Source organism: Allosphingosinicella vermicomposti (assembly GCF_003012815.1).
Lineage (GTDB): Bacteria > Pseudomonadota > Alphaproteobacteria > Sphingomonadales > Sphingomonadaceae > Allosphingosinicella > Allosphingosinicella vermicomposti.
The window spans coordinates 303,902-321,300 of the sequence record NZ_PXYJ01000003.1 but is presented as its reverse complement, the minus strand read 5'-3'; the positions used below and the strand labels follow the sequence as shown (position 1 = coordinate 321,300).

The 17,399-nt window shown below is 64.6% G+C and carries 17 protein-coding genes; 3 read left to right on the top strand and 14 right to left on the bottom strand.

The genetic code is table 11. The features are described from left to right. Positions 1–43 precede the first annotated feature (43 nt). The 5 genes from C7I56_RS10340 to argH form a co-directional block, all read right to left on the bottom strand. Positions 44–1,267, bottom strand: coding sequence for an SAM-dependent methyltransferase (locus C7I56_RS10340; protein WP_106640709.1), 1,224 nt, complete (start codon positions 1,265–1,267; stop codon positions 44–46). An 84-nt stretch (positions 1,268–1,351) separates the two neighbouring features. Next, complete coding sequence (locus C7I56_RS10335) at positions 1,352–2,308, bottom strand: zinc transporter ZntB (protein ID WP_106640516.1); 957 nt, start codon at positions 2,306–2,308, stop codon at positions 1,352–1,354. A 2-nt stretch (positions 2,309–2,310) separates the two neighbouring features. Beyond that, positions 2,311–3,171, bottom strand: coding sequence for a UTP--glucose-1-phosphate uridylyltransferase (locus tag C7I56_RS10330; RefSeq protein WP_106640708.1), 861 nt, complete (start codon positions 3,169–3,171; stop codon positions 2,311–2,313). Between the two features lie 22 nt (positions 3,172–3,193). Beyond that, positions 3,194–3,427, bottom strand: a complete 234-nt coding sequence (locus C7I56_RS10325; RefSeq protein ID WP_106640515.1) for a hypothetical protein — start codon at positions 3,425–3,427, stop codon at positions 3,194–3,196. Next, on the bottom strand, positions 3,424–4,800 hold the full coding sequence (argH, locus tag C7I56_RS10320) for an argininosuccinate lyase (protein ID WP_106640514.1): 1,377 nt from the start codon (positions 4,798–4,800) through the stop codon (positions 3,424–3,426). Before argH ends, C7I56_RS10325 begins: the two co-directional genes overlap by 4 nt. Before the next feature lie 16 nt (positions 4,801–4,816). Between argH and C7I56_RS10315 the strand changes: the two genes are divergently transcribed. Then, complete coding sequence (locus tag C7I56_RS10315) at positions 4,817–5,380, top strand: TlpA family protein disulfide reductase (RefSeq protein ID WP_245409677.1); 564 nt, start codon at positions 4,817–4,819, stop codon at positions 5,378–5,380. A gap of 23 nt (positions 5,381–5,403) precedes the next feature. Here the strand turns inward: C7I56_RS10315 and C7I56_RS12630 are convergent, their stop codons facing one another. The 3 genes from C7I56_RS12630 to C7I56_RS10300 form a co-directional block, all read right to left on the bottom strand. Then, positions 5,404–5,718: a hypothetical protein gene (locus C7I56_RS12630; RefSeq protein ID WP_245409676.1), complete on the bottom strand. Its 315-nt coding sequence runs from the start codon at positions 5,716–5,718 to the stop codon at positions 5,404–5,406. A gap of 500 nt (positions 5,719–6,218) precedes the next feature. Then, positions 6,219–7,046, bottom strand: a complete 828-nt coding sequence (gene dapD / locus C7I56_RS10305) for a 2,3,4,5-tetrahydropyridine-2,6-dicarboxylate N-succinyltransferase (protein ID WP_106640511.1) — start codon at positions 7,044–7,046, stop codon at positions 6,219–6,221. Then, positions 7,043–7,717 carry a pyrimidine 5'-nucleotidase gene (locus C7I56_RS10300; RefSeq protein WP_106640510.1) on the bottom strand — a complete coding sequence of 225 codons (675 nt, stop codon included), beginning with the start codon at positions 7,715–7,717 and terminating at the stop codon, positions 7,043–7,045. Before C7I56_RS10300 ends, dapD begins: the two co-directional genes overlap by 4 nt. 229 nt (positions 7,718–7,946) lie before the next feature. On the opposite strand from C7I56_RS10300, the gene C7I56_RS10295 reads away from it, so the two are divergent. Together C7I56_RS10295 and C7I56_RS10290 are read left to right on the top strand one after the other, a co-directional pair. Then, on the top strand, positions 7,947–10,214 hold the full coding sequence (locus C7I56_RS10295; protein WP_158703097.1) for a S8 family peptidase: 2,268 nt from the start codon (positions 7,947–7,949) through the stop codon (positions 10,212–10,214). 112 nt (positions 10,215–10,326) lie between these two features. Next, entirely contained in the window at positions 10,327–12,612 is a 2,286-nt protein-coding gene (locus C7I56_RS10290) for a S8 family peptidase (protein WP_106640508.1), read from the top strand. Here the strand turns inward: C7I56_RS10290 and C7I56_RS10285 are convergent, their stop codons facing one another. From C7I56_RS10285 to C7I56_RS12385, 6 genes are all read right to left on the bottom strand, one after another. Further along, positions 12,613–12,966 (bottom strand): HesB/IscA family protein, encoded by a 354-nt coding sequence (locus C7I56_RS10285; RefSeq protein WP_106640507.1) that lies wholly within the window; start codon positions 12,964–12,966, stop codon positions 12,613–12,615. 115 nt (positions 12,967–13,081) lie between these two features. Beyond that, complete coding sequence (locus C7I56_RS10280; RefSeq protein WP_106640506.1) at positions 13,082–13,549, bottom strand: SUF system Fe-S cluster assembly protein; 468 nt, start codon at positions 13,547–13,549, stop codon at positions 13,082–13,084. Then, positions 13,546–14,772, bottom strand: a complete 1,227-nt coding sequence (locus tag C7I56_RS10275) for a cysteine desulfurase (protein WP_106640505.1) — start codon at positions 14,770–14,772, stop codon at positions 13,546–13,548. The genes C7I56_RS10280 and C7I56_RS10275 overlap by 4 nt, the downstream gene beginning before the upstream one ends. 47 nt (positions 14,773–14,819) lie before the next feature. Next, positions 14,820–15,959, bottom strand: coding sequence for a SufB/SufD family protein (locus C7I56_RS10270; RefSeq protein ID WP_106640504.1), 1,140 nt, complete (start codon positions 15,957–15,959; stop codon positions 14,820–14,822). Positions 15,960–16,121: 162 nt separating this feature from the next. Next, positions 16,122–16,967 carry a Fe-S cluster assembly ATPase SufC gene (gene sufC, locus C7I56_RS10265; protein WP_106640503.1) on the bottom strand — a complete coding sequence of 282 codons (846 nt, stop codon included), beginning with the start codon at positions 16,965–16,967 and terminating at the stop codon, positions 16,122–16,124. Further along, positions 16,951–17,274: a hypothetical protein gene (locus tag C7I56_RS12385; RefSeq protein ID WP_158703096.1), complete on the bottom strand. Its 324-nt coding sequence runs from the start codon at positions 17,272–17,274 to the stop codon at positions 16,951–16,953. Before C7I56_RS12385 ends, sufC begins: the two co-directional genes overlap by 17 nt. Between the last annotated feature and the right edge of the window lie 125 nt (positions 17,275–17,399).

Genomic DNA, 17,399 nt, shown 5'->3' with positions numbered 1-17,399 from the left:
GAGTCGCGGCGCAATGCCAAGGGAGGGCCCGCTATTCAAGCGTTTAAGCTGCCTCTCCGCGAAGCGCCCTTTCCGCCTCCGCCATATAATCGCGCGTCAGCGGCACGGCGTGGCGATTGCGGATCAATTGGAGCTGATAATTCACCATGCCGCCATGACGGAACGAGACCAGCGCGCCCGCCAGATAGAATTGCCACATGCGGAAGAAGCGTTCGTCGTAAAGAGCGATGATCTCGGTCCTGCGGTCCGTGACGCGGCGATACCAATGGTCGAGCGTGAAGGCATAGTGAAGGCGCAGCGTCTCGACATCGGAAACAATCAGCTTCGTCTTCTCGCTCGCGGCGACCATTTCCGAGAGAGCGGGGATGTAGCCGCCGGGGAAGATATATTTGGACGTCCAGGCGTCGGTTGTGCCCGGTGGCCCCATGCGCCCGATCGTGTGGAGCAGCATCACGCCGTCCTCGACCAGCAGATCCCGGCATTTGCGTAAAAAGCCGCGATAATGGGGCGGACCGACATGTTCGAACATGCCCACCGAAACGATGCGGTCGAAGGGACCGGCCACATCGCGATAATCGATCAGCTCGAATTTCACGCGGTCCGCGACGCCGGCCTTCTGTGCCCGCGCACGCGCAACCTTTAACTGCTCCTCGGACAAGGTGATGCCGAGTACGTCCACATCGGCAACCTTGTTGAGATAAAGCGCCATGCCGCCCCAGCCGCAGCCGATGTCGAGCACCTTCTGTCCCGGCTTCAGGTGGAGCTTGGCCGCGATATGCGCCTTCTTGTCGCTTTGCGCCTGTTCGAGCCCCTTTTCCGGATCGGTGAAATAGGCGCAGCTATATTGGCGGTCGGCGTCGAGGAAAAGATCGTAAAGCCGGTCGCTCAGGTCGTAATGATGCGCGACGTTGCGCTTGGACCGCCGCCGCCAGTTGAAGCGATCGAGGTGGGCGAGCAGATCCTTGCCCCGCGTCTTGAGCCCGCGCGCGGCGCCCGCTTCATAGGGCCCATTGCCGCGCACGAGATCGAGAAGGTCGAGTATCTCGCCCCGCTCCATGACGATCCGGCCGTCCATGTAAGCCTCCCCCGCGCCGAGCCGGGGATCGCGGACAATGTCGAACGGCACGCGCGCGTCGGTGAACCGGATGGCGACGGGCTGGCGTCCGGGTGCGGGGCGGCCATAGCGGTGAACGGTGCCGTCCGCCTGCGTGACGATGAGTTCGCCTTCCTCCACGATCCGGCCAAGCATATGGTCGAGCAATCGCATGGAACCCATCATCGCCTCCGTTTTTAGGCCGAACACAAATCGCCGCTCAGGATAAAATAAAGCGGGGAAACGGGAAATACGGGTTTAACGCCGAAACCAGTGAATGCGGGCGAAGTAAATCGCGACAAGGATGCCGATCACGGCGCAGAAGGCCACGACGCCCCAAAACGCCCAAGGTTCCTGCGCATAGGGAATGCCCTTGACGTTCATGCCGAGAAGGCCGGTGATGAAGGTAAGGGGCAAGAAGATGAGCGCGACGATGGCGATGATGAGCGAACGCACGTCGAGCTGTTCGGCGCGCAGATCGGTCAATTGTTCGTGGAGGAGCGCGGCGCGTTCGCGGACGGCCTCCAACTCCTCCGCCATGCGTGCGAAACGGTCGGCGGCATCGCGGATGTGGAGCCGGTCTTCCTCCGCCAACCAGTCAAAGTCCATCGCGGCAAGGCTAAGGAGCGCGTCGCGGTCCGGTGCCACGAAGCGGCGATAGGCGATGGCTTCAACCCGGATCGCGGCAATGCGGGCGCGCAGGCGGTAGATGTTGCGCGTTTCGAGTTCCGTCTCGCAATCGTCGAGCTGGTCGCCGAGATCGGCGACTTCCGGATCGAGTTCCTGGCTGAGGGTGCGGGCAAAGGCGGCAACGAGGTCGCCAGGATCGAGGATGCGTCCGGCTTCCATCTCCTTCACCACGCTGTCCGTCGCGGACATCGGGCGGCGGCAGACCGAAGTGACTCGGCCGTGGCGCACCCAGAAGCGGATGGAGACGAGTCGGTCGGCGCTCTCCACGCCTTGTTCGGCAAGGCCGCGCAGATTGACGAGCGCGCCGTCCCCGATCCGGTCGCAGCGCGGACGGGTTTCGGTGGCGGTCAGCGCGCTCGCCGCGACATCGGGAATGTCTTCCTCGCCCGCCAGCAATTCGACTTCCCTGTCGATGCCGTTTTCAGCGTGGAGCCAGACGAAGCCCGGCCCGCGATAAGCTGCGGCCTCCTCGCGTGCGATCCGGCGGACCGGACCATCGCCGACAAGGAGGCCGAAGCAGCGCATGTCTAGCCGATGCTGCCCAGGAAGTCCCGGACCGCCGGGCCGACATCGTCACGCTCCAGTGCCAGCGCGATATTGGCGGTAACGAAACCGGCCTTGTCGCCGCAATCGTAGCGTTTCGCCGCGACGGTGACGCCGTGGAAGGGCTGCTTGCCCATCAGGGTCGCCATGGCGTCGGTGAGCTGGATTTCCCCGCCCGCGCCCTTCACCGGATTGTCGAGCACCTTCATGACTTCGGGCTGGAGGATGTAGCGGCCGATGACGCCGAGGGTGGAGGGCGCTTCTTCGGGCTTCGGCTTTTCGACGAGGCCGGTGATTTCGGTGACATTGCCGTCACGCGCGCCTGGGGTGATGATGCCGTAGCTCGCGGTGCGTTCGCGGGCGACTTCCTCGACGCAGATGATATTGCCGCCATAACGGTGATAGGCTTCCATCATCTCGGCAAGGCAACCGGGCTTACCCCACATGAGATCGTCGGGAAGGATGACGGCGAAGGGCTCGTCGCCAACGATATCGCGGGCGCACCAGACGGCGTGGCCGAGGCCGAGCGGCGCCTGCTGGCGGACCGACACGACGCCGCCATAAGGCGCGCGAGTGGGGGCGAGCGGATCCAATGACTTGCCGCGCGCGGCCATGGTCGTTTCAAGCTCGAATGCGATGTCGAAATGATCTTCGAGCGCGCCTTTGCCGCGGCCGGTGACGAAGATCATCTGCTCGATCCCGGCTTCCCGCGCTTCATCCACCGCATATTGGATGAGCGGGCGATCGACGATGGGCAGCATTTCCTTGGCGAACGCCTTGGTGGCGGGAAGGAAGCGCGTGCCAAGACCGGCGACCGGGAAGACTGCCTTGCGAACGGGTTTCATCATAACTCCGGATGAGTGGGGGTCAGGTTGGCGGCAGATCGAAGCGGTCCGTCTCGCGCTCTTCCGATCGCGTCAAAACCTCTTCGGTTCGCTCCGGACGCGCAATGGCCGGAACCTCGAGAAGTTCCGCCGGCGTCGGCTGGTCGGGGGCGCCGAGCGGGGTTGGCGGCAGGCTCTGCCCCGGCGCGGGACGCAGCGCCTCCCGCTGCCCGCAGGCGGCAAGGAGGATGAGGGGGGCGAGGATCAGGGCCTTCATGGCTGTTTCTCCAGCAGGCGGCGAGCGTCCGCGATGCGGACACGGACTTCTGACGGGGCGGTGCCGCCGAAGCTCGTCCGGCTGGCGACGGAGGCTTCGACGCTCAGAACGTCGAAGATCGAGGCATTAATACGCGGATCGATCGCCTGGAGATCGGCTAGATCGAGTTCCCAGAGATAGCAGCCCTTCTGCTCGGCGGCGCGCACGGCCTTGCCGGTAATCTCATGGGCTTCGCGGAACGGCACATTGGCGACGCGGACCAGCCAGTCGGCAAGGTCGGTCGCGGTCGAAAAGCCACCCGCCGCCGCCGCGCGCATCCGTTCGGGGCGGAAGGCGATGGTTTCGATCATGCCGGTCATCGCGGCGATGGAAAGGGCGAGGAGATCATGCGCTTCGAAGACCGGTGGCTTATCGTCCTGCATGTCCTTCGAATAAGCGAGCGGCAGACCCTTCATCGTCATCATCAGGCTGGTGAGGCAGCCGGTGATGCGGCCCGAATGACCTCGCACCAGCTCGGCCGCGTCCGGATTGCGCTTCTGCGGCATGATGGATGAGCCGGTGGAATAAGCATCGGGCAGCGCGACAAAGCCGTAAGGCTGGCTCGCCCAGATGATGATCTCCTCGGCAAGACGCGAGAGATGGAGGCTGCACTGGGTGGCGGCCATCAGATAATCGAGGGCGAAATCGCGGTCGGAGACGGCATCAAGGCTGTTCGCCATCGGCCGGTCGAAGCCGAGCGCCGCCGCGGTGGCGTCCCGGTCCAGCGGGAAGCTGGTTCCGGCGAGCGCGGCGGCGCCCAAAGGGCTTTCGTTCATGCGGGCGCGGGCATCGGTAAAGCGCGAGCGGTCGCGGCGGATCATCTCGACATAGGCGAGGAGATGATGGCCGAGCGTCACCGGCTGGGCGACCTGAAGATGGGTGAAGCCCGGCATCACCGTATCGGCATGTTCCTCGGCGCGAGCAATAAGCGCGCACTGGAAGGCCGCGAGGCCCGCATCAACCGCGTCGATCGCGTCGCGCACCCACAGGCGGAAGTCGGTCGCGACCTGATCGTTGCGGGAACGGGCGGTGTGGAGCCGCCCGGCGGCGGGGCCGATCAACTCTTTCAGCCGACTTTCGACGTGCATGTGGATGTCTTCAAGCGCGAGTTCCTCCGGAACGCCGCCTTCCTCATATTCGGCGGCGATACGGTCGAGGCCGTCGCTGATCGCGCGCACATCCTCGGCAGCGACGATCTTTTGCGCGCCGAGCATTGCGACATGGGCCTTGGACGCGGCGATATCCTGCCGCCACAATCGCTTGTCGAAGGGGATGGAGGCATTTATCTCGCGCATCACAGCAGACGGCCCTTCGGCGAAGCGCCCGCCCCACATTGAATTGGAGTTGCCCGTGCGGCTTTCGATCTTTTTTCTCCCGATCATCGGCGCCTTGGCGCTCGCCGCTTGCGATAGGGAAAAGGCCCCAGCGCCGCAAGCGCAGGCCAATGAGACTGCGCCCACCCCGGCGTCCGCGAGCGGCAAGGGCATCGACCGCAGCCAGGCGGGAAAAGCCGCGCCAGATACCGCCTTTCAGGGGCCGGACGGCGAGGAGGTAACGCTGGCGGATTTCGCGGGCAAACCGGTGCTCGCAAACCTTTGGGCGACATGGTGCGCGCCCTGCATCGCCGAACTGCCGACGCTCGATGCGCTGGCGAGGCGAGGCGATGTTCAGGTCGTGCTGATCAGCCAGGATATGGGCGGCCGCGAGGCGGTCGATGCCTTCTTCGCCAAGCGGCCGTTGAAGGTGCTGGAGAGCCATCTCGATGGCGACGCAGCTTTGATGATGGCGCTCAACACGTCCACCTTACCGACGACGATCCTTTACGATTCGGAGGGGAAGGAAGTCTGGCGGATGGTCGGCGAAAAGGACTGGGCGGGCGAAGAAGCCGCCAAGCTCATCGCCGAGGCCCGCTGAAGCGGCGGAGCTGGCGCTCGTCGCTAACGCCGCCGCTCGATGCCGTAATCGATCCTGATCCGGACCCAGCTGCCTACTAATGTTTTGCCGCCGAGCCGCGGCGGCAGCACCTTGAACTCCCAGGCGGCGGCAAGGACGGCGCGGGTGATTTGCGAGCCTTGCGGATATTCATCGAGCCCCACGCAATCTTCGACCCGATAATTCGGCGCCGTGCGGCAGGCGATCAGGCCCCAGCCCGGGCCGCTTGCCGTCGACAGATAATCGCGCAGCATGTCGGGGCGCGGCCGTTGATACCAGGCCGCGGCATAAAGCGGTTCGCCATTGGGCGCAGTCCCCACCCGCTCGCTGTCCCTGAGCGTAGGAGAGCCGCCTTTGTCCGGCGGTCCATAAACGGCCCGGCGCGCGGGGGCTGGTTGGGCGGGAGCGCGGGGAGCCTCGGGAGATGAGGGCCGGAGATTGGGTGTCGGAAGAACGGGAGGCGCGACCGGTGCTGCCGGAAGTTGTACGGGCTGCAGAGGTTCGGCGGGCTGCGGCTCTGGCGGCTGCTCTGTCGGCGAGAGCGGGGTGGGCTGTTCCTCCGCTTGTGGCGCGCTCTCTGGGCTGTCCGGTTCAGGCGCATCCGAAGCCTCGAAGGCGCTGAGGTCGACGACCGTCAGGCTGTTCTTTTCTTGGCCAGGCTGCTTGTCCGCGCCGAGCGAGAGCAGAAGGAGGAGCAGGAGCGCTTCGACCAGCAGGGCTAGGCCGATAGCGAGGGTGCGCCGTCCGGCTCCAGTGCGGAGCCAGGACAGGCGTTCGCGCAGATCAATGGCCAGCTTGATTATGCTCTCCCCAACGCGTTTCAGTCGCGCAGGAGTTCATTAATGCCAGTCTTGGCACGCGTCTGCGCGTCGACGCGCTTGACGATCACCGCGCAATAAAGGGATGGGCCGCCGTTCGGATCGGGCAGTGCGCCGGGGACGACGACGGCGTAAGGGGGCACTTCGCCCCGGAACACTTCGCCGGTGGCACGGTCGACGATCTTGGTGGAGGCGCCGAGATAGACGCCCATGGAAAGGACCGCGCCTTCGCGGACAATGACGCCCTCGGCGACTTCCGCGCGTGCGCCGATGAAGCAGCCATCCTCGATCACCACTGGATTGGCCTGGAGCGGCTCGAGCACGCCGCCGATGCCAGCACCGCCGGACAGGTGGACGTTCTTGCCGATCTGCGCGCAGCTGCCGACGGTTGCCCAGGTATCGACCATCGTGCCTTCGCCGACATAGGCGCCGATATTGACGAAGCTCGGCATCAGGATGGCGCCCTTGCCGATAAAGGCGCCACGGCGAACGGCGGCGCCCGGCACCGCGCGGAAGCCCGCCGCGCGGAAGGCGGCTTCATCCCAGCCGGAAAATTTGGACGGAACCTTGTCGAAGGCCGGGGCACCCGCCGCGCCGCCGTCGACCAGTTCATTGTCGTTGAGGCGGAAGGAGAGGAGGACGGCTTTTTTGAGCCACTGATTGACCTGCCAGCCGCCCTGACCGTCCGGCTGCGCGACGCGGGCCGCGCCGCTGTCGAGAAGGGCGAGCGCTTTATTCACCGCATCACGAACGGCACCGGTGGTGGTGAGCGAAATGCCCTCGCGCGCGTCCCAGGCCTGTTCGATCGTCTGCTGCAGCGCGCTCGTCATCGTGTCTCATTCCCCAAGATTTCATTTAGCCAGACGCCGATATCCGCGATCCGGTAATCGATAAAGGCCGGATCGGCATCGTGACCGCCGCTTTCCGAGCCATTGTCGATCCAGACCGTCGTCATGCCGAGCGCCTTTGCGGGCTTCAGATTGCGGGCCATGTCCTCGACGAACAGGGCGCGGGCCGGATCGATGCCATGGGTTTCGCAGAGGGCGGCATAGGAAAGGGGATTGGGTTTTGGCACATAATTCATCGCATGGATGTCGTGCATGCCGTCCCACAAATTGGCGAGGCCAAGCTTGTCGAGCACCCGGTCCGCATAGCCGACCGACGCATTGGTGAAGATATACTTGCGGCCCGGCAGCCGGTCGATCGCGCTCACCAAAGCAGGATCGGCGGAGATGCGGGCGAGATCGATGTCATGGACGTAATCGAGGAAATCGTGCGGATCGATGCCGTGCGTCGCCATCAGCCCGGCAAGCGTGGTGCCATGTTCCAGGAAATGGGCTTTCTGGACCCGGCGCGCCTCCACGGAATCGCAGCCCAAAAGCCGCTCGATATATTCGCCCATCCGGACATCGATCAGAGAAAAGAGGTTGGCCGAGGCCGGATAGAGGCTGTTGTCGAGATCGAAGATCCAGGCGTCGATATGGGCAAGGTCGGCGTGCATGGACTGGGCTTTAGTCTTATGGACGCCAGCTTGGAAGTTCCCGGCGAAAGCCGGGGTCCAGCCGTTCGGTCGGCGCCGCTGGGCTCCGGCTTTCGCCGGAGCACAATACGCGGATTGCAATGATGGTGAACGCCATTTTCACCATGAAGCCTCAGCAAAAAGTAACGGCTCGGCCCTAAGCCTCACCCTCGTAGCGAAAATACTCCAACCTCATCGAACGGGTTATCCTATGGGTATTCGTGCTACGCGCCATGCGCTTATTCTTTCGGTTTGCCTGTCCTCCCTCGCGCTTGCCGGTTGCGGCGGCGGAAGCAGCGGAGGCGGTGCCCGCCCCGCGCCGATTTCCTCGCCTCCCGCCAGCGTACCGTTGCCGCCCCCTCCGCCGCCAGCGCCTGGCACGAGCTACAACACCGTTGAATATCAGCGGTCGGGCGGCGCCAACATGGCGGGTGCGATCTCCGCTTATGAGGCTGGTGGCCGGGGCCAGGGGATCAAGGTTGCGGTGGTCGATAGCGGCATCAACGCGAACCTCCCCGAATTCCGGGGGCGGATCGACCCTGCGAGCCGCGACGTTGCGGGCAATCGCGGCGTGACCGATCAGGAAGGCCATGGCACGGCGGTATCCGCCGTGCTCGCCGCCGCGCGCGATGGCAACGGCATGATGGGCGTGGCGTTCGAAGCAACGATCCTGTCCCTCAACACCGCCGATCCCGCCAATTGCCCGACAGGAGGCTGCCGCCACAATGACGCGGATATTGGCGAGGCGATCGATGTCGCCATTCAAAACGGCGCACGTGTCATCAACATTTCCCTCGGCGGTGAAGGGGCTGGCAGCGATACGCTTGCCGCCTTGAGCAAGGCGGCGGCGGCCGGAATTGTTGTCGTCGTTTCCGCGGGCAATGAAGGCGGCGCCGATCCAAGCGCCTTTGCTCTCGACGCGCTGAGCCAGGGCAACGGCCTTCTCATCATTGCGGGGGCTCACGAGGGCAACCGCACCAGCGCGGACTTTTCGAACAAGGCGGGCGCTGCGGCTGCGCATTATCTGATGGCGCTTGGCCGCAACATCCTCGCGCCCGACGAAAACGGGCAGCTTTACACGTGGAAAGGCACGTCCTTTTCGGCGCCCGTGATCAGCGGCGCGGCGGCTTTGCTCGCCAGCGCCTTTCCGAACCTGACCGGGCGCCAGATTGTCGAAATTCTGCTCAGTACCGCCGACGATGCGGGCGCTGTGGGCCAGGACGCCACTTATGGGCGCGGCATCCTCAATATCGCCCGCGCCTTCGCGCCTCAGGGTGTCACCAAGGCGGCTGGGAGCGGCGTTCCGGTTTCGACGAGCGGCAATGGCGGCACCTCCGGGCCGATGGGTGATGCCGACATGGCAATGAAGGGCGTCGTCGTGCTCGACCGCTATGAGCGGGCTTATTCGGTCAATCTTGGCCGCACCCTTGCCCGCGCGCCACAGGAGCGGCCACTTTCCGCCTCCTTCGCGGGCAATGTCCGCACTCGCATGTCGGGTGCAGGGCCGGTCGCCATGTCGCTTACCGTGAGCCAAGACTTCACCGGAAAGGCTTCGATCGGTTTCGCGCAGATGGGGCTTACCTATGACGATCATCGCGAAGCCAAGGCGATTGCCGGCATGGCGATTGCACGCCTAACACCAAATATGGCTGCCGCTTACGGCTTTTCGGAAAGCGGGCGGGCGCTCCAGCAACGCCTTGCCGGGCGCGGGCAGGGGGCCTTCCTTGTCGCTCGCGATCCGATGGCGCGGCATGGCTTTCATGCCACGGACGCCAGCAGCTTTGCGTTGCGGCAGGACATGGCTGGCTTCGGCCTCACCGCGACCAGCGAAAGCGGCGGCGTCTACCGGTCCGGATTTGAGGTTGATGGCGAGCAGGCGCGCTATCGGCTGACTGGGATAACGATCGATCGCACGGTCGAAGGTGCAACGTTGAGCCTTGGCCTCAACACCCTTCGCGAAAGCGAGACGGTGCTTGGGGGACGCTTTGCCGGCCTGTTCGGCAGCGGCGGTTCGTCAACCAGCTTCCTCGACGTGGCGGCTGCCTTCCCGGTTGCCGGGGGTTGGGCGCTGGAGGCGAGCTATCGGCGGGGGTGGACGCGCATGGGCGCGGGCAGCACGCTGGTGGAAGGCGGCCGGCTTGTCAGCGATGCTTTCTCCTTCGACTTGGGGCGGCCCAATCTGTGGCGCGCTGGGGACAATTTTGCCCTGCGCGTCAGCCAACCACTGCGCGTCCGTTCGGGGGGCTATGACATGAACGTGCCGGTGTCTTACGACTACAAAACCGGCGCGGTTGGCCACGAACGGCAGCATCTGAGCCTCGCGCCCACCGGCCGCGAACTGGATTTCGAGGCGGCTTATGGCGTCGCGGCCTTTGGCGGGCATGTCAGCGCCAATGCTTTTTACCGTCGCCAGCCTGGTCACATCGCCACCGCCGACGCGGATGTCGGCGCGGCTCTGCGCTTCGTTTTAGGTTTGTGATTTTCATTGATATTCAACATCTTGAAAGGAAAATACGATTAAGGGAGCGGCGGGACGTGGAGGCGGATGATACGCCGCCTTTGGCCCGCGCCTTTCAAATCAGAGGTTGTTGATGGCCAACATATCTTCCCGCCGTGTCGCACTTGCCCTGTCCGTTGGCGGGCTTGCATTCGCACTCAGCGCGTGCGGCGGCGGGGGGAGCTCGGGCACGCGCCCGGCGCCAACGCCTGCGCCGCCGAGCGCCCCGGAGCCGACACCGCCGCCTCCACCCCCGCCGCCTCCCCCTCCCCCCGCCAACGTCAATTACGACACTGCGGAATATCGCAATTCGAACGGCGCGGTCGCGGCGGGCGCACTCAGCGCTTATGAGGCGGGCGGGCGCGGACAGGGCATTAAGGTCGCCGTGGTCGACAGCGGCATCAACGCAGGCCTTGCCGAATTTTCGGGACGCATCGATCCCGCGAGCCGTGACGTCGTCGCCAGTCGCGGCGTTTCAGACAGCGAGGGGCACGGCACAGCCGTTTCCGCGGTAATTGCGGCGAACCGCAACGCGAGCGGTATGATGGGCGTCGCCTTTGAATCGACGATCCTGTCCTTGAACACCTCCAACCCCAATGATTGCAGCACGGACGACGGCTGCCTCCATCGCGACAGCGATATCGGGCGGGCGATCGACATTGCGCGGACGAACGGCGCGCGCGTTATCAATATCTCGCTTGGCGGCGACGGCGCAGGCACGACCGTCACCTCCGCGATCAGCCGGGCGACGGCCGCGGGTGTCGTCGTCGTCATCTCGGCCGGCAATGATGGGGAGGCCAACCCGAGCGGCTTCGCGCTGCAGTCGGCAGCGCAGGGCAACGGCCTGCTCATCATCGCGGGCGCCCATGATGGAGCACGAGCCTTATCGTCCTTTTCCAATCGGGCGGGAAATGGAGCAGGCAGCTATCTTACCGCTTTGGGAAGCCGCGTGGTGGCGCCGGATGAGAACGGCACCTTGCTCTATTGGAGCGGCACGTCCTTTTCCGCGCCGGTGATCAGCGGGGCGGCGGCGCTTCTCGCCAGCGCCTTCCCGAACCTCAACGGTCAGCAGATCGTGCAATTGCTCCTGTCGACCGCCGATGATGCGGGCGCGACGGGGCAGGATGGCGTTTACGGACGCGGCATCCTCAACATAGCCCGCGCCTTCCAGCCGCAGGGGCAGACGATGATGGCCGGGACCGCCGTTCCGGTCTCCACGTCGTCGAACGGCACGGCATCCGGCCCGATGGGTGATGCGCGGCCCGCGATGAAGGGCGCGATCATCCTCGACGGCTATTCGCGCGCCTATGCGCTGGATCTCGCCCGGACGATATCGCGGGCGCCGGTGGAGCGGCCCTTGTCCGCCGCCTTTGCCGCGAACACCCGGACCCGCTCGGTCGATGCCGGACCGGTCGCCGTATCGCTCACCATGAAGCAGGATTTTACCGGCAGGGCGCATGTCGGCTTCGCGCAGATGGGCCTCACCTATGACGACAGCCGCGAAGCACGGGCCATAGCGGGCATTGCGGTCACACGCCTCACCCCGCAGACGGCGGCGGCGATCGGTTTTTCCGAAGGCGGCCATGCCCTGCAGCAGAAGCTGGCGGGGCGGAGCGGCAACGCCTTCCTCGTCGCGCGCGACCCGGGCGCCCGCAACGGCTTCTTCGCGGAAGGCAGCACGAGCCTTGGCTTGCGGCAGGAGGTTAAGGGCTTTGGCGTCACGGCGACGCACGAGGCCGGGAATGTCTATCGCTCCGGATCCGATTTCGATGCGAGCGATGCTTCGTACCGGATCGCCGGGGTGACGGTCGATCGCAAGGCCGGGCCTGCCGGCTTGTCGGTGGGTGTGTCGCAGCTGACCGAGACAGACACGGTGCTCGGCGGTCGCTTCAGTGGAGCCTTTGGCGGCGGCGGATCGCGGACGCGTTTCGTGGATGCGGCGATCGGCTTCCCGGTCGCGAAGGGGTGGAATGCACTCGCCACCTATCGCCGGGGTTGGACCAGCATGAATGTGGGCGCGCTCACGGATCGGGGAAGCGTCGTCAGCGATGCCTTTTCCTTCGATCTTTCGCGGCGGGGCAATTGGGCGCTGGGCGACAACCTTGCCCTGCGGATCAGCCAGCCGCTACGGGTGCGGTCGGGCGGCTATGGGATGAATGTACCTATCGCCTGGGATTACGAGACAGGCACCGCGACGTTCGAGCGGCAGCTGTTCAACCTCGCGCCGACCGGACGGGAGCTGGATTTCGAGGCGGCTTACGGGCTTCCGGCGTTCGGCGGCTATGTGAGCGGCAATGCCTTCTATCGGATGCAGCCGGGCCACATCCAGGCGGCGAGCGCGGATGTGGGGGCGGCCGTTCGGTTTACGCTCGGCCTCTGATCAGACTGTAAAGCTTTCGCCGCAGCCGCAGCTGCCTTTGGCGTTGGGATTGTCGAAGACGAAACCGGCGGTGAAATCGTCTTCCTTCCAATCCATGCGGCTGCCGATCAGATAGAGGATCGAGGCGCCGTCGACGAACAAGGTGCCGCCTGGTGTGTCGATCCGCTCATCGAACGGATCGGCATCCGTGACGTAATCGACCGAGTAAGCGAGGCCCGAACAGCCGCGACGGGGCGTCGAGAGCTTCACGCCCACCGCACCTTCGGGCGCGCGGGCCATGAGGTCAGTGATGCGCTGTTCAGCGGTCGGGGTCAGCGTCAGGGCTGCGGGACGGGCGCGGGTTGTTGTTGTCATTTCAATTCATCCGATTGTCGTTCGTCCCGAGCGTAGTCGAGGGGCGCTGGCACGATCATCCCACATGCGCCTCTCGACTTCGCTCGAGACGAACGGACCGAGGTGCTTGGCATGTTTAGAGCATCCCCAATTCTAACTTTGCCTCGTCGCTCATCTTCTGCGGGTCCCAGGGCGGATCCCAGACGAGCTCGACTTCGGCATGGCCGACGCCGGGGACGGAGCCGACGCGCAGTTCCACTTCGCCGGGCATCGATTCGGCAACTGGGCAGTGCGGCGTCGTCAGCGTCATCAACACCTTGGCGTGATTGTCCGCGCTGATCTGGACATCGTAGATGAGGCCGAGATCGTAGATGTTCACCGGGATTTCCGGATCGTAAATTTCCTTGATCGCCTCGATCACCGCTTCATAGAGGTTGCCGCCGGGATCGGTCGGCAGATCGTCCTGCGGTTTTTGCGCGAGGAAGCCGGCGAGATAATCGCGCTTGCGCTCGAAGCCTTCGCGTGGTGCGTCGTCGACGCGCGCCTTGGGCGGCTTTGTAGCCTCCGTCACTTCCTCGACCTCGATTTTTCGTTCCTGATTCATCCGAAAATTCTCGCTACGCGTTCGATGCCCTTCACCAGCGCCTCGACATCTTGCGGGCCGTTATAGACGCCGAAGCTTGCCCGGGCGGTGGCGGGGACGCCGAAATGATCCATCAAAGGCTGGGCGCAATGATGCCCGGCGCGGATCGCCACTTGGGCCTCATCCAATATGGTGCCGATATCGTGGGGATGAACCCCCTCCATGACGAAGCTGACGATGCCCGCGCTTTCCTCCGGCCCGAGCAGGCGGACGCTGTTGATGCGCGACAGCGCCTCGCGGGCCTGCGCGACCAAAGCCGTTTCATGGGCGTGGATGGCCTCAAGGCCGATGCCTTCGACATAATCGATCGCGGCTTCCAAGCCCAGCGCGCCGACAATGTGCGGCGTCCCCGCCTCGAACCGCATCGGCGGCGGGGCATAGGTTGTCTTTGCGAAGGTGACGCGGTCGATCATCGCGCCGCCGCCCTGCATCGGGGGCATGGCCTCCAGCAGTTCCGCGCGCGCCCAGAGGACACCGATGCCGGTCGGGCCATAAAGCTTGTGGCTGGAAAAGACGTAGAAATCGCAATCCAGATCCTGCACATCGACCGGAAGGCGCGGTACGGCCTGGCAGCCGTCGAGGAGCAATTTGGCGCCGACCTTGTGCGCGATCCTTGCCGCGCGCTTGGCGTCGAGGATGGAGCCTAAAACGTTCGAGACATGGGCGAAGGCGACGATCTTGTGACGATCGGTCAGCATCGCCTCGGCGGCGTCGAGGTCGATGCGGCCATCCTGCGCCAGCGGCGCGACGTCGATCGCCGCGCCGGTCCGCTCGGCGATCATCTGCCACGGAACGATATTGGAATGATGCTCCAGCACGGAAAGTAGGATGCGGTCGCCGGGCTTCAGGCTGATCCCGCCCCAGCTTTGGGCGACGAGATTGATGCCCTCCGTCGCGCCGCGCACGAAGACGATTTCGGACGGACTCTTCGCGTTGATGAAGCGGGCGATCCGCTCCCGCGCCTTTTCATAAGCGACCGTCATGTCGGCCGAGCGCGTGTAGACGCCGCGATGCACGGAGGCGTAGGTTTCCGCATAAGCGCGGTCGATCGCGTCGATCACCGGCCTGGGCTTCTGCGCGCTGACCGCCGTGTCGAGATAGTGCCAGCCTTCCGGGATCGCCGGGAAATCGGCGACGACGTCGAGGGGCCCCTCCCTCTCCCCTTGGGAGAGGGAGGGGCCCATTGTGCCAGCAATGGGAGGGTGAAGGTGATCCGGCTTGTTCATCGCCCTCACCTTCCCACCGCTTCGCGGCGGGCCCCTTCCTCTCCCAAAGGGAGAGGAAAGCCGAACCATGCCATCGCGTCGGCGTGGAACGCTTCCCGCACGGCTTCCTCGCCGATACGGTCGATGGCGTCGGCAACGAAGGCTTGGGTGAGAAGGGCTTTCGCTTCCTCCACCGGCACGCCGCGGCTGGCGAGGTAGAAGAGGGCGTTGCGGTCGATCTCGCCAACGGTCGCGCCATGGGCGCATTTGACGTCGTCGGCGAAGATTTCCAGTTCCGGCTTGGCGTTGATCGTCGCCGAGCGCTGGAGGAGGAGCCCGCGCAGCGATTGTTCGCCGTCCGTCTTCTGCGCAGCCCGCGCGACTTCGACGCGGGCGGCCACCGAGCAGGTTGCCTTGTCGTCCGCGACCGAACGCCAGACCTGGCGGCTCATGCCGTGCGCGGCGCTGTGGCGAAGGACGAGATTGGCGTCATGGCGTTGACGCCCTCGTGCGAGCAGGGTGCCGCCCGCTTCGGCAAAGCCTTCTTCGCCCTGAAGGTCGATGCGGCCGTCGAGGCGGGTGTCGGTGCCGCCCGCAGCGAGCGTGACCGAGATAAGGCTCGCGGCCTGGCCAAGTTCAGCGCGGTCGGTGAGACTGACAAAGCCGCTGTCGCCGATCAGGCGGCGGCTCAGCATCAGGCGAGCGCTCTTGGCGAGGCGGATGGCGGTCAGGCGGTTCGTCCAGCCGCTGCCGATATAGGTTTCGACGATGCTCGCCTGCGCGTCGGTATCGAGCGCGATTTCGGCGGGTAGATGATCGGCGGCGCCGGTCGAGATGTGGACGATCTGGACGGGGCCGGTGGGGGCATGATCGGGGCCAAGGCGCAGCGACCAGCCTTGCTGCCCGGCAAGGCGGGCGAGGGGGTGATCCTCGGCGCGGGCTTCGACCGGGCCGAATCGGATGGGGCCGGGATTGCTGCGGTCCGCGTCCAGCGTGCCGTCGACGAAGACGAGGCGCGGGCCTTCCGGGGCGTCGCCAAGCCACGGAAGTTGATGAAAGTCGGGGTACGTCCCGGCAAATTTCGGCTCCCCGGCAAGAGCCGGGAGCGCCGAAAGGTCGCTCCAGCGCCAGGCTTCCGCCCGGTTGGAGGGGAGATCAAGCTGCATGAGCCGCCTCCCTTTCAGCACGGGTGAGGGGGTGTAGGAAAGTTGAAAGAGCCAAAGCCCTTCTGTCATGCTGAACTTGTTTCAGCATCCATCTCTGAAGCGACGGAACGGTCGTCCAGATGGACCCTGAAACAAGTTCAGGGTGACGATTGGGGACGTTACTCACGCCGCGATCGCTCCGTAGCCTTCGCGTTCGAGTTCGAGCGCGAGTTCGGGACCGCCCGTTTTCACGATGCGCCCCGCAGCGAGGACGTGGACGACGTCGGGCTGCACGATGTCGAGCAGGCGTTGATAGTGGGTGATGAGGAGGACGGCCTTGTCCGGGCGGCGCATGATGCGGTTGATGCCTTCGCCGACGACGCGAAGGGCGTCGATGTCGAGGCCGCTGTCGGTTTCGTCGAGCACGGCGAAGGTGGGATCGAGTATGCCCATCTGGACCATCTCGTTCCGTTTCTTCTCGCCGCCCGAAAAGCCGACATTCACCGGGCGCTTCAGCATCTCCATGTCGAGGCCGAGGCCGCCCGCCTGCTCGCGCGAGAGGCGGAGGAAATCGCCCGCGCTGATCTCCGCCTCACCGCGCGCGCGGCGCTGGGCATTGAGCGCGGTGCGCAGGAACTGGACGTTCGACACGCCGGGAATTTCGACCGGATATTGGAAGCCCAAGAACAGGCCCGCGGCGGCGCGTTCGTCGGGATCGAGGTCGAGCAAATCGACCCACCCGTCCGTTCGCCCTGAGCTTGTCGAAGGGCTGTCCTTCCCTTCTTCGGTATTTGAAGAAGAAGGCAGGGCTTCGACAAGCTCAGCCCGAACGGTGTTGGGGCGGAAAAGGACGGATCCTTTCGTCACCTCATAGCCGGGGCGGCCGCCGAGCACATAGCCGAGCGTCGATTTGCCCGCGCCATTGGGGCCCATGATCGCATGGACCTCGCCCGCCTTCACCTCGAGGCTGAGGCCGTTCAGGATCTGCTTGCCGTCAACTTCGGCGTGGAGGTTATTGATTTGGAGCACGGAAGCCTCCGTCTAAAAAATGAGCGTTCAAAGTACGATAACCCTCTTCTCTCTTCCGTTTTTCAAGCTCCATGTGGTCCATGCCCGAGAACATCGTTCCGGGCTTATCCGAGAACAGTTCAGTCAAAAGTCGGCGCTCATCATCGAACTGAGGGTCAATTTCGTAGAGATACTCTCGAAGACCGTCGAAGTTTTCTAAAAGCCTATCTAGCTTTGCGTGAACTAACTGCAGGCGCTCATTTAGATACCAACCAGTTGCGAACCATAGTCCGAACGCAATACCGACGGCGCCCCACAAAGTGATCATCCCACGCTCCCCTCGAGGTTGGTTCCCAACAGCTTCTGGGCCTCCTTCGCAACCCGCACATTGTCACCCTGAACTTGTTTCAGGGTCCATCCGTACGACTGTCCGATTGTCACCGGCATGGATGC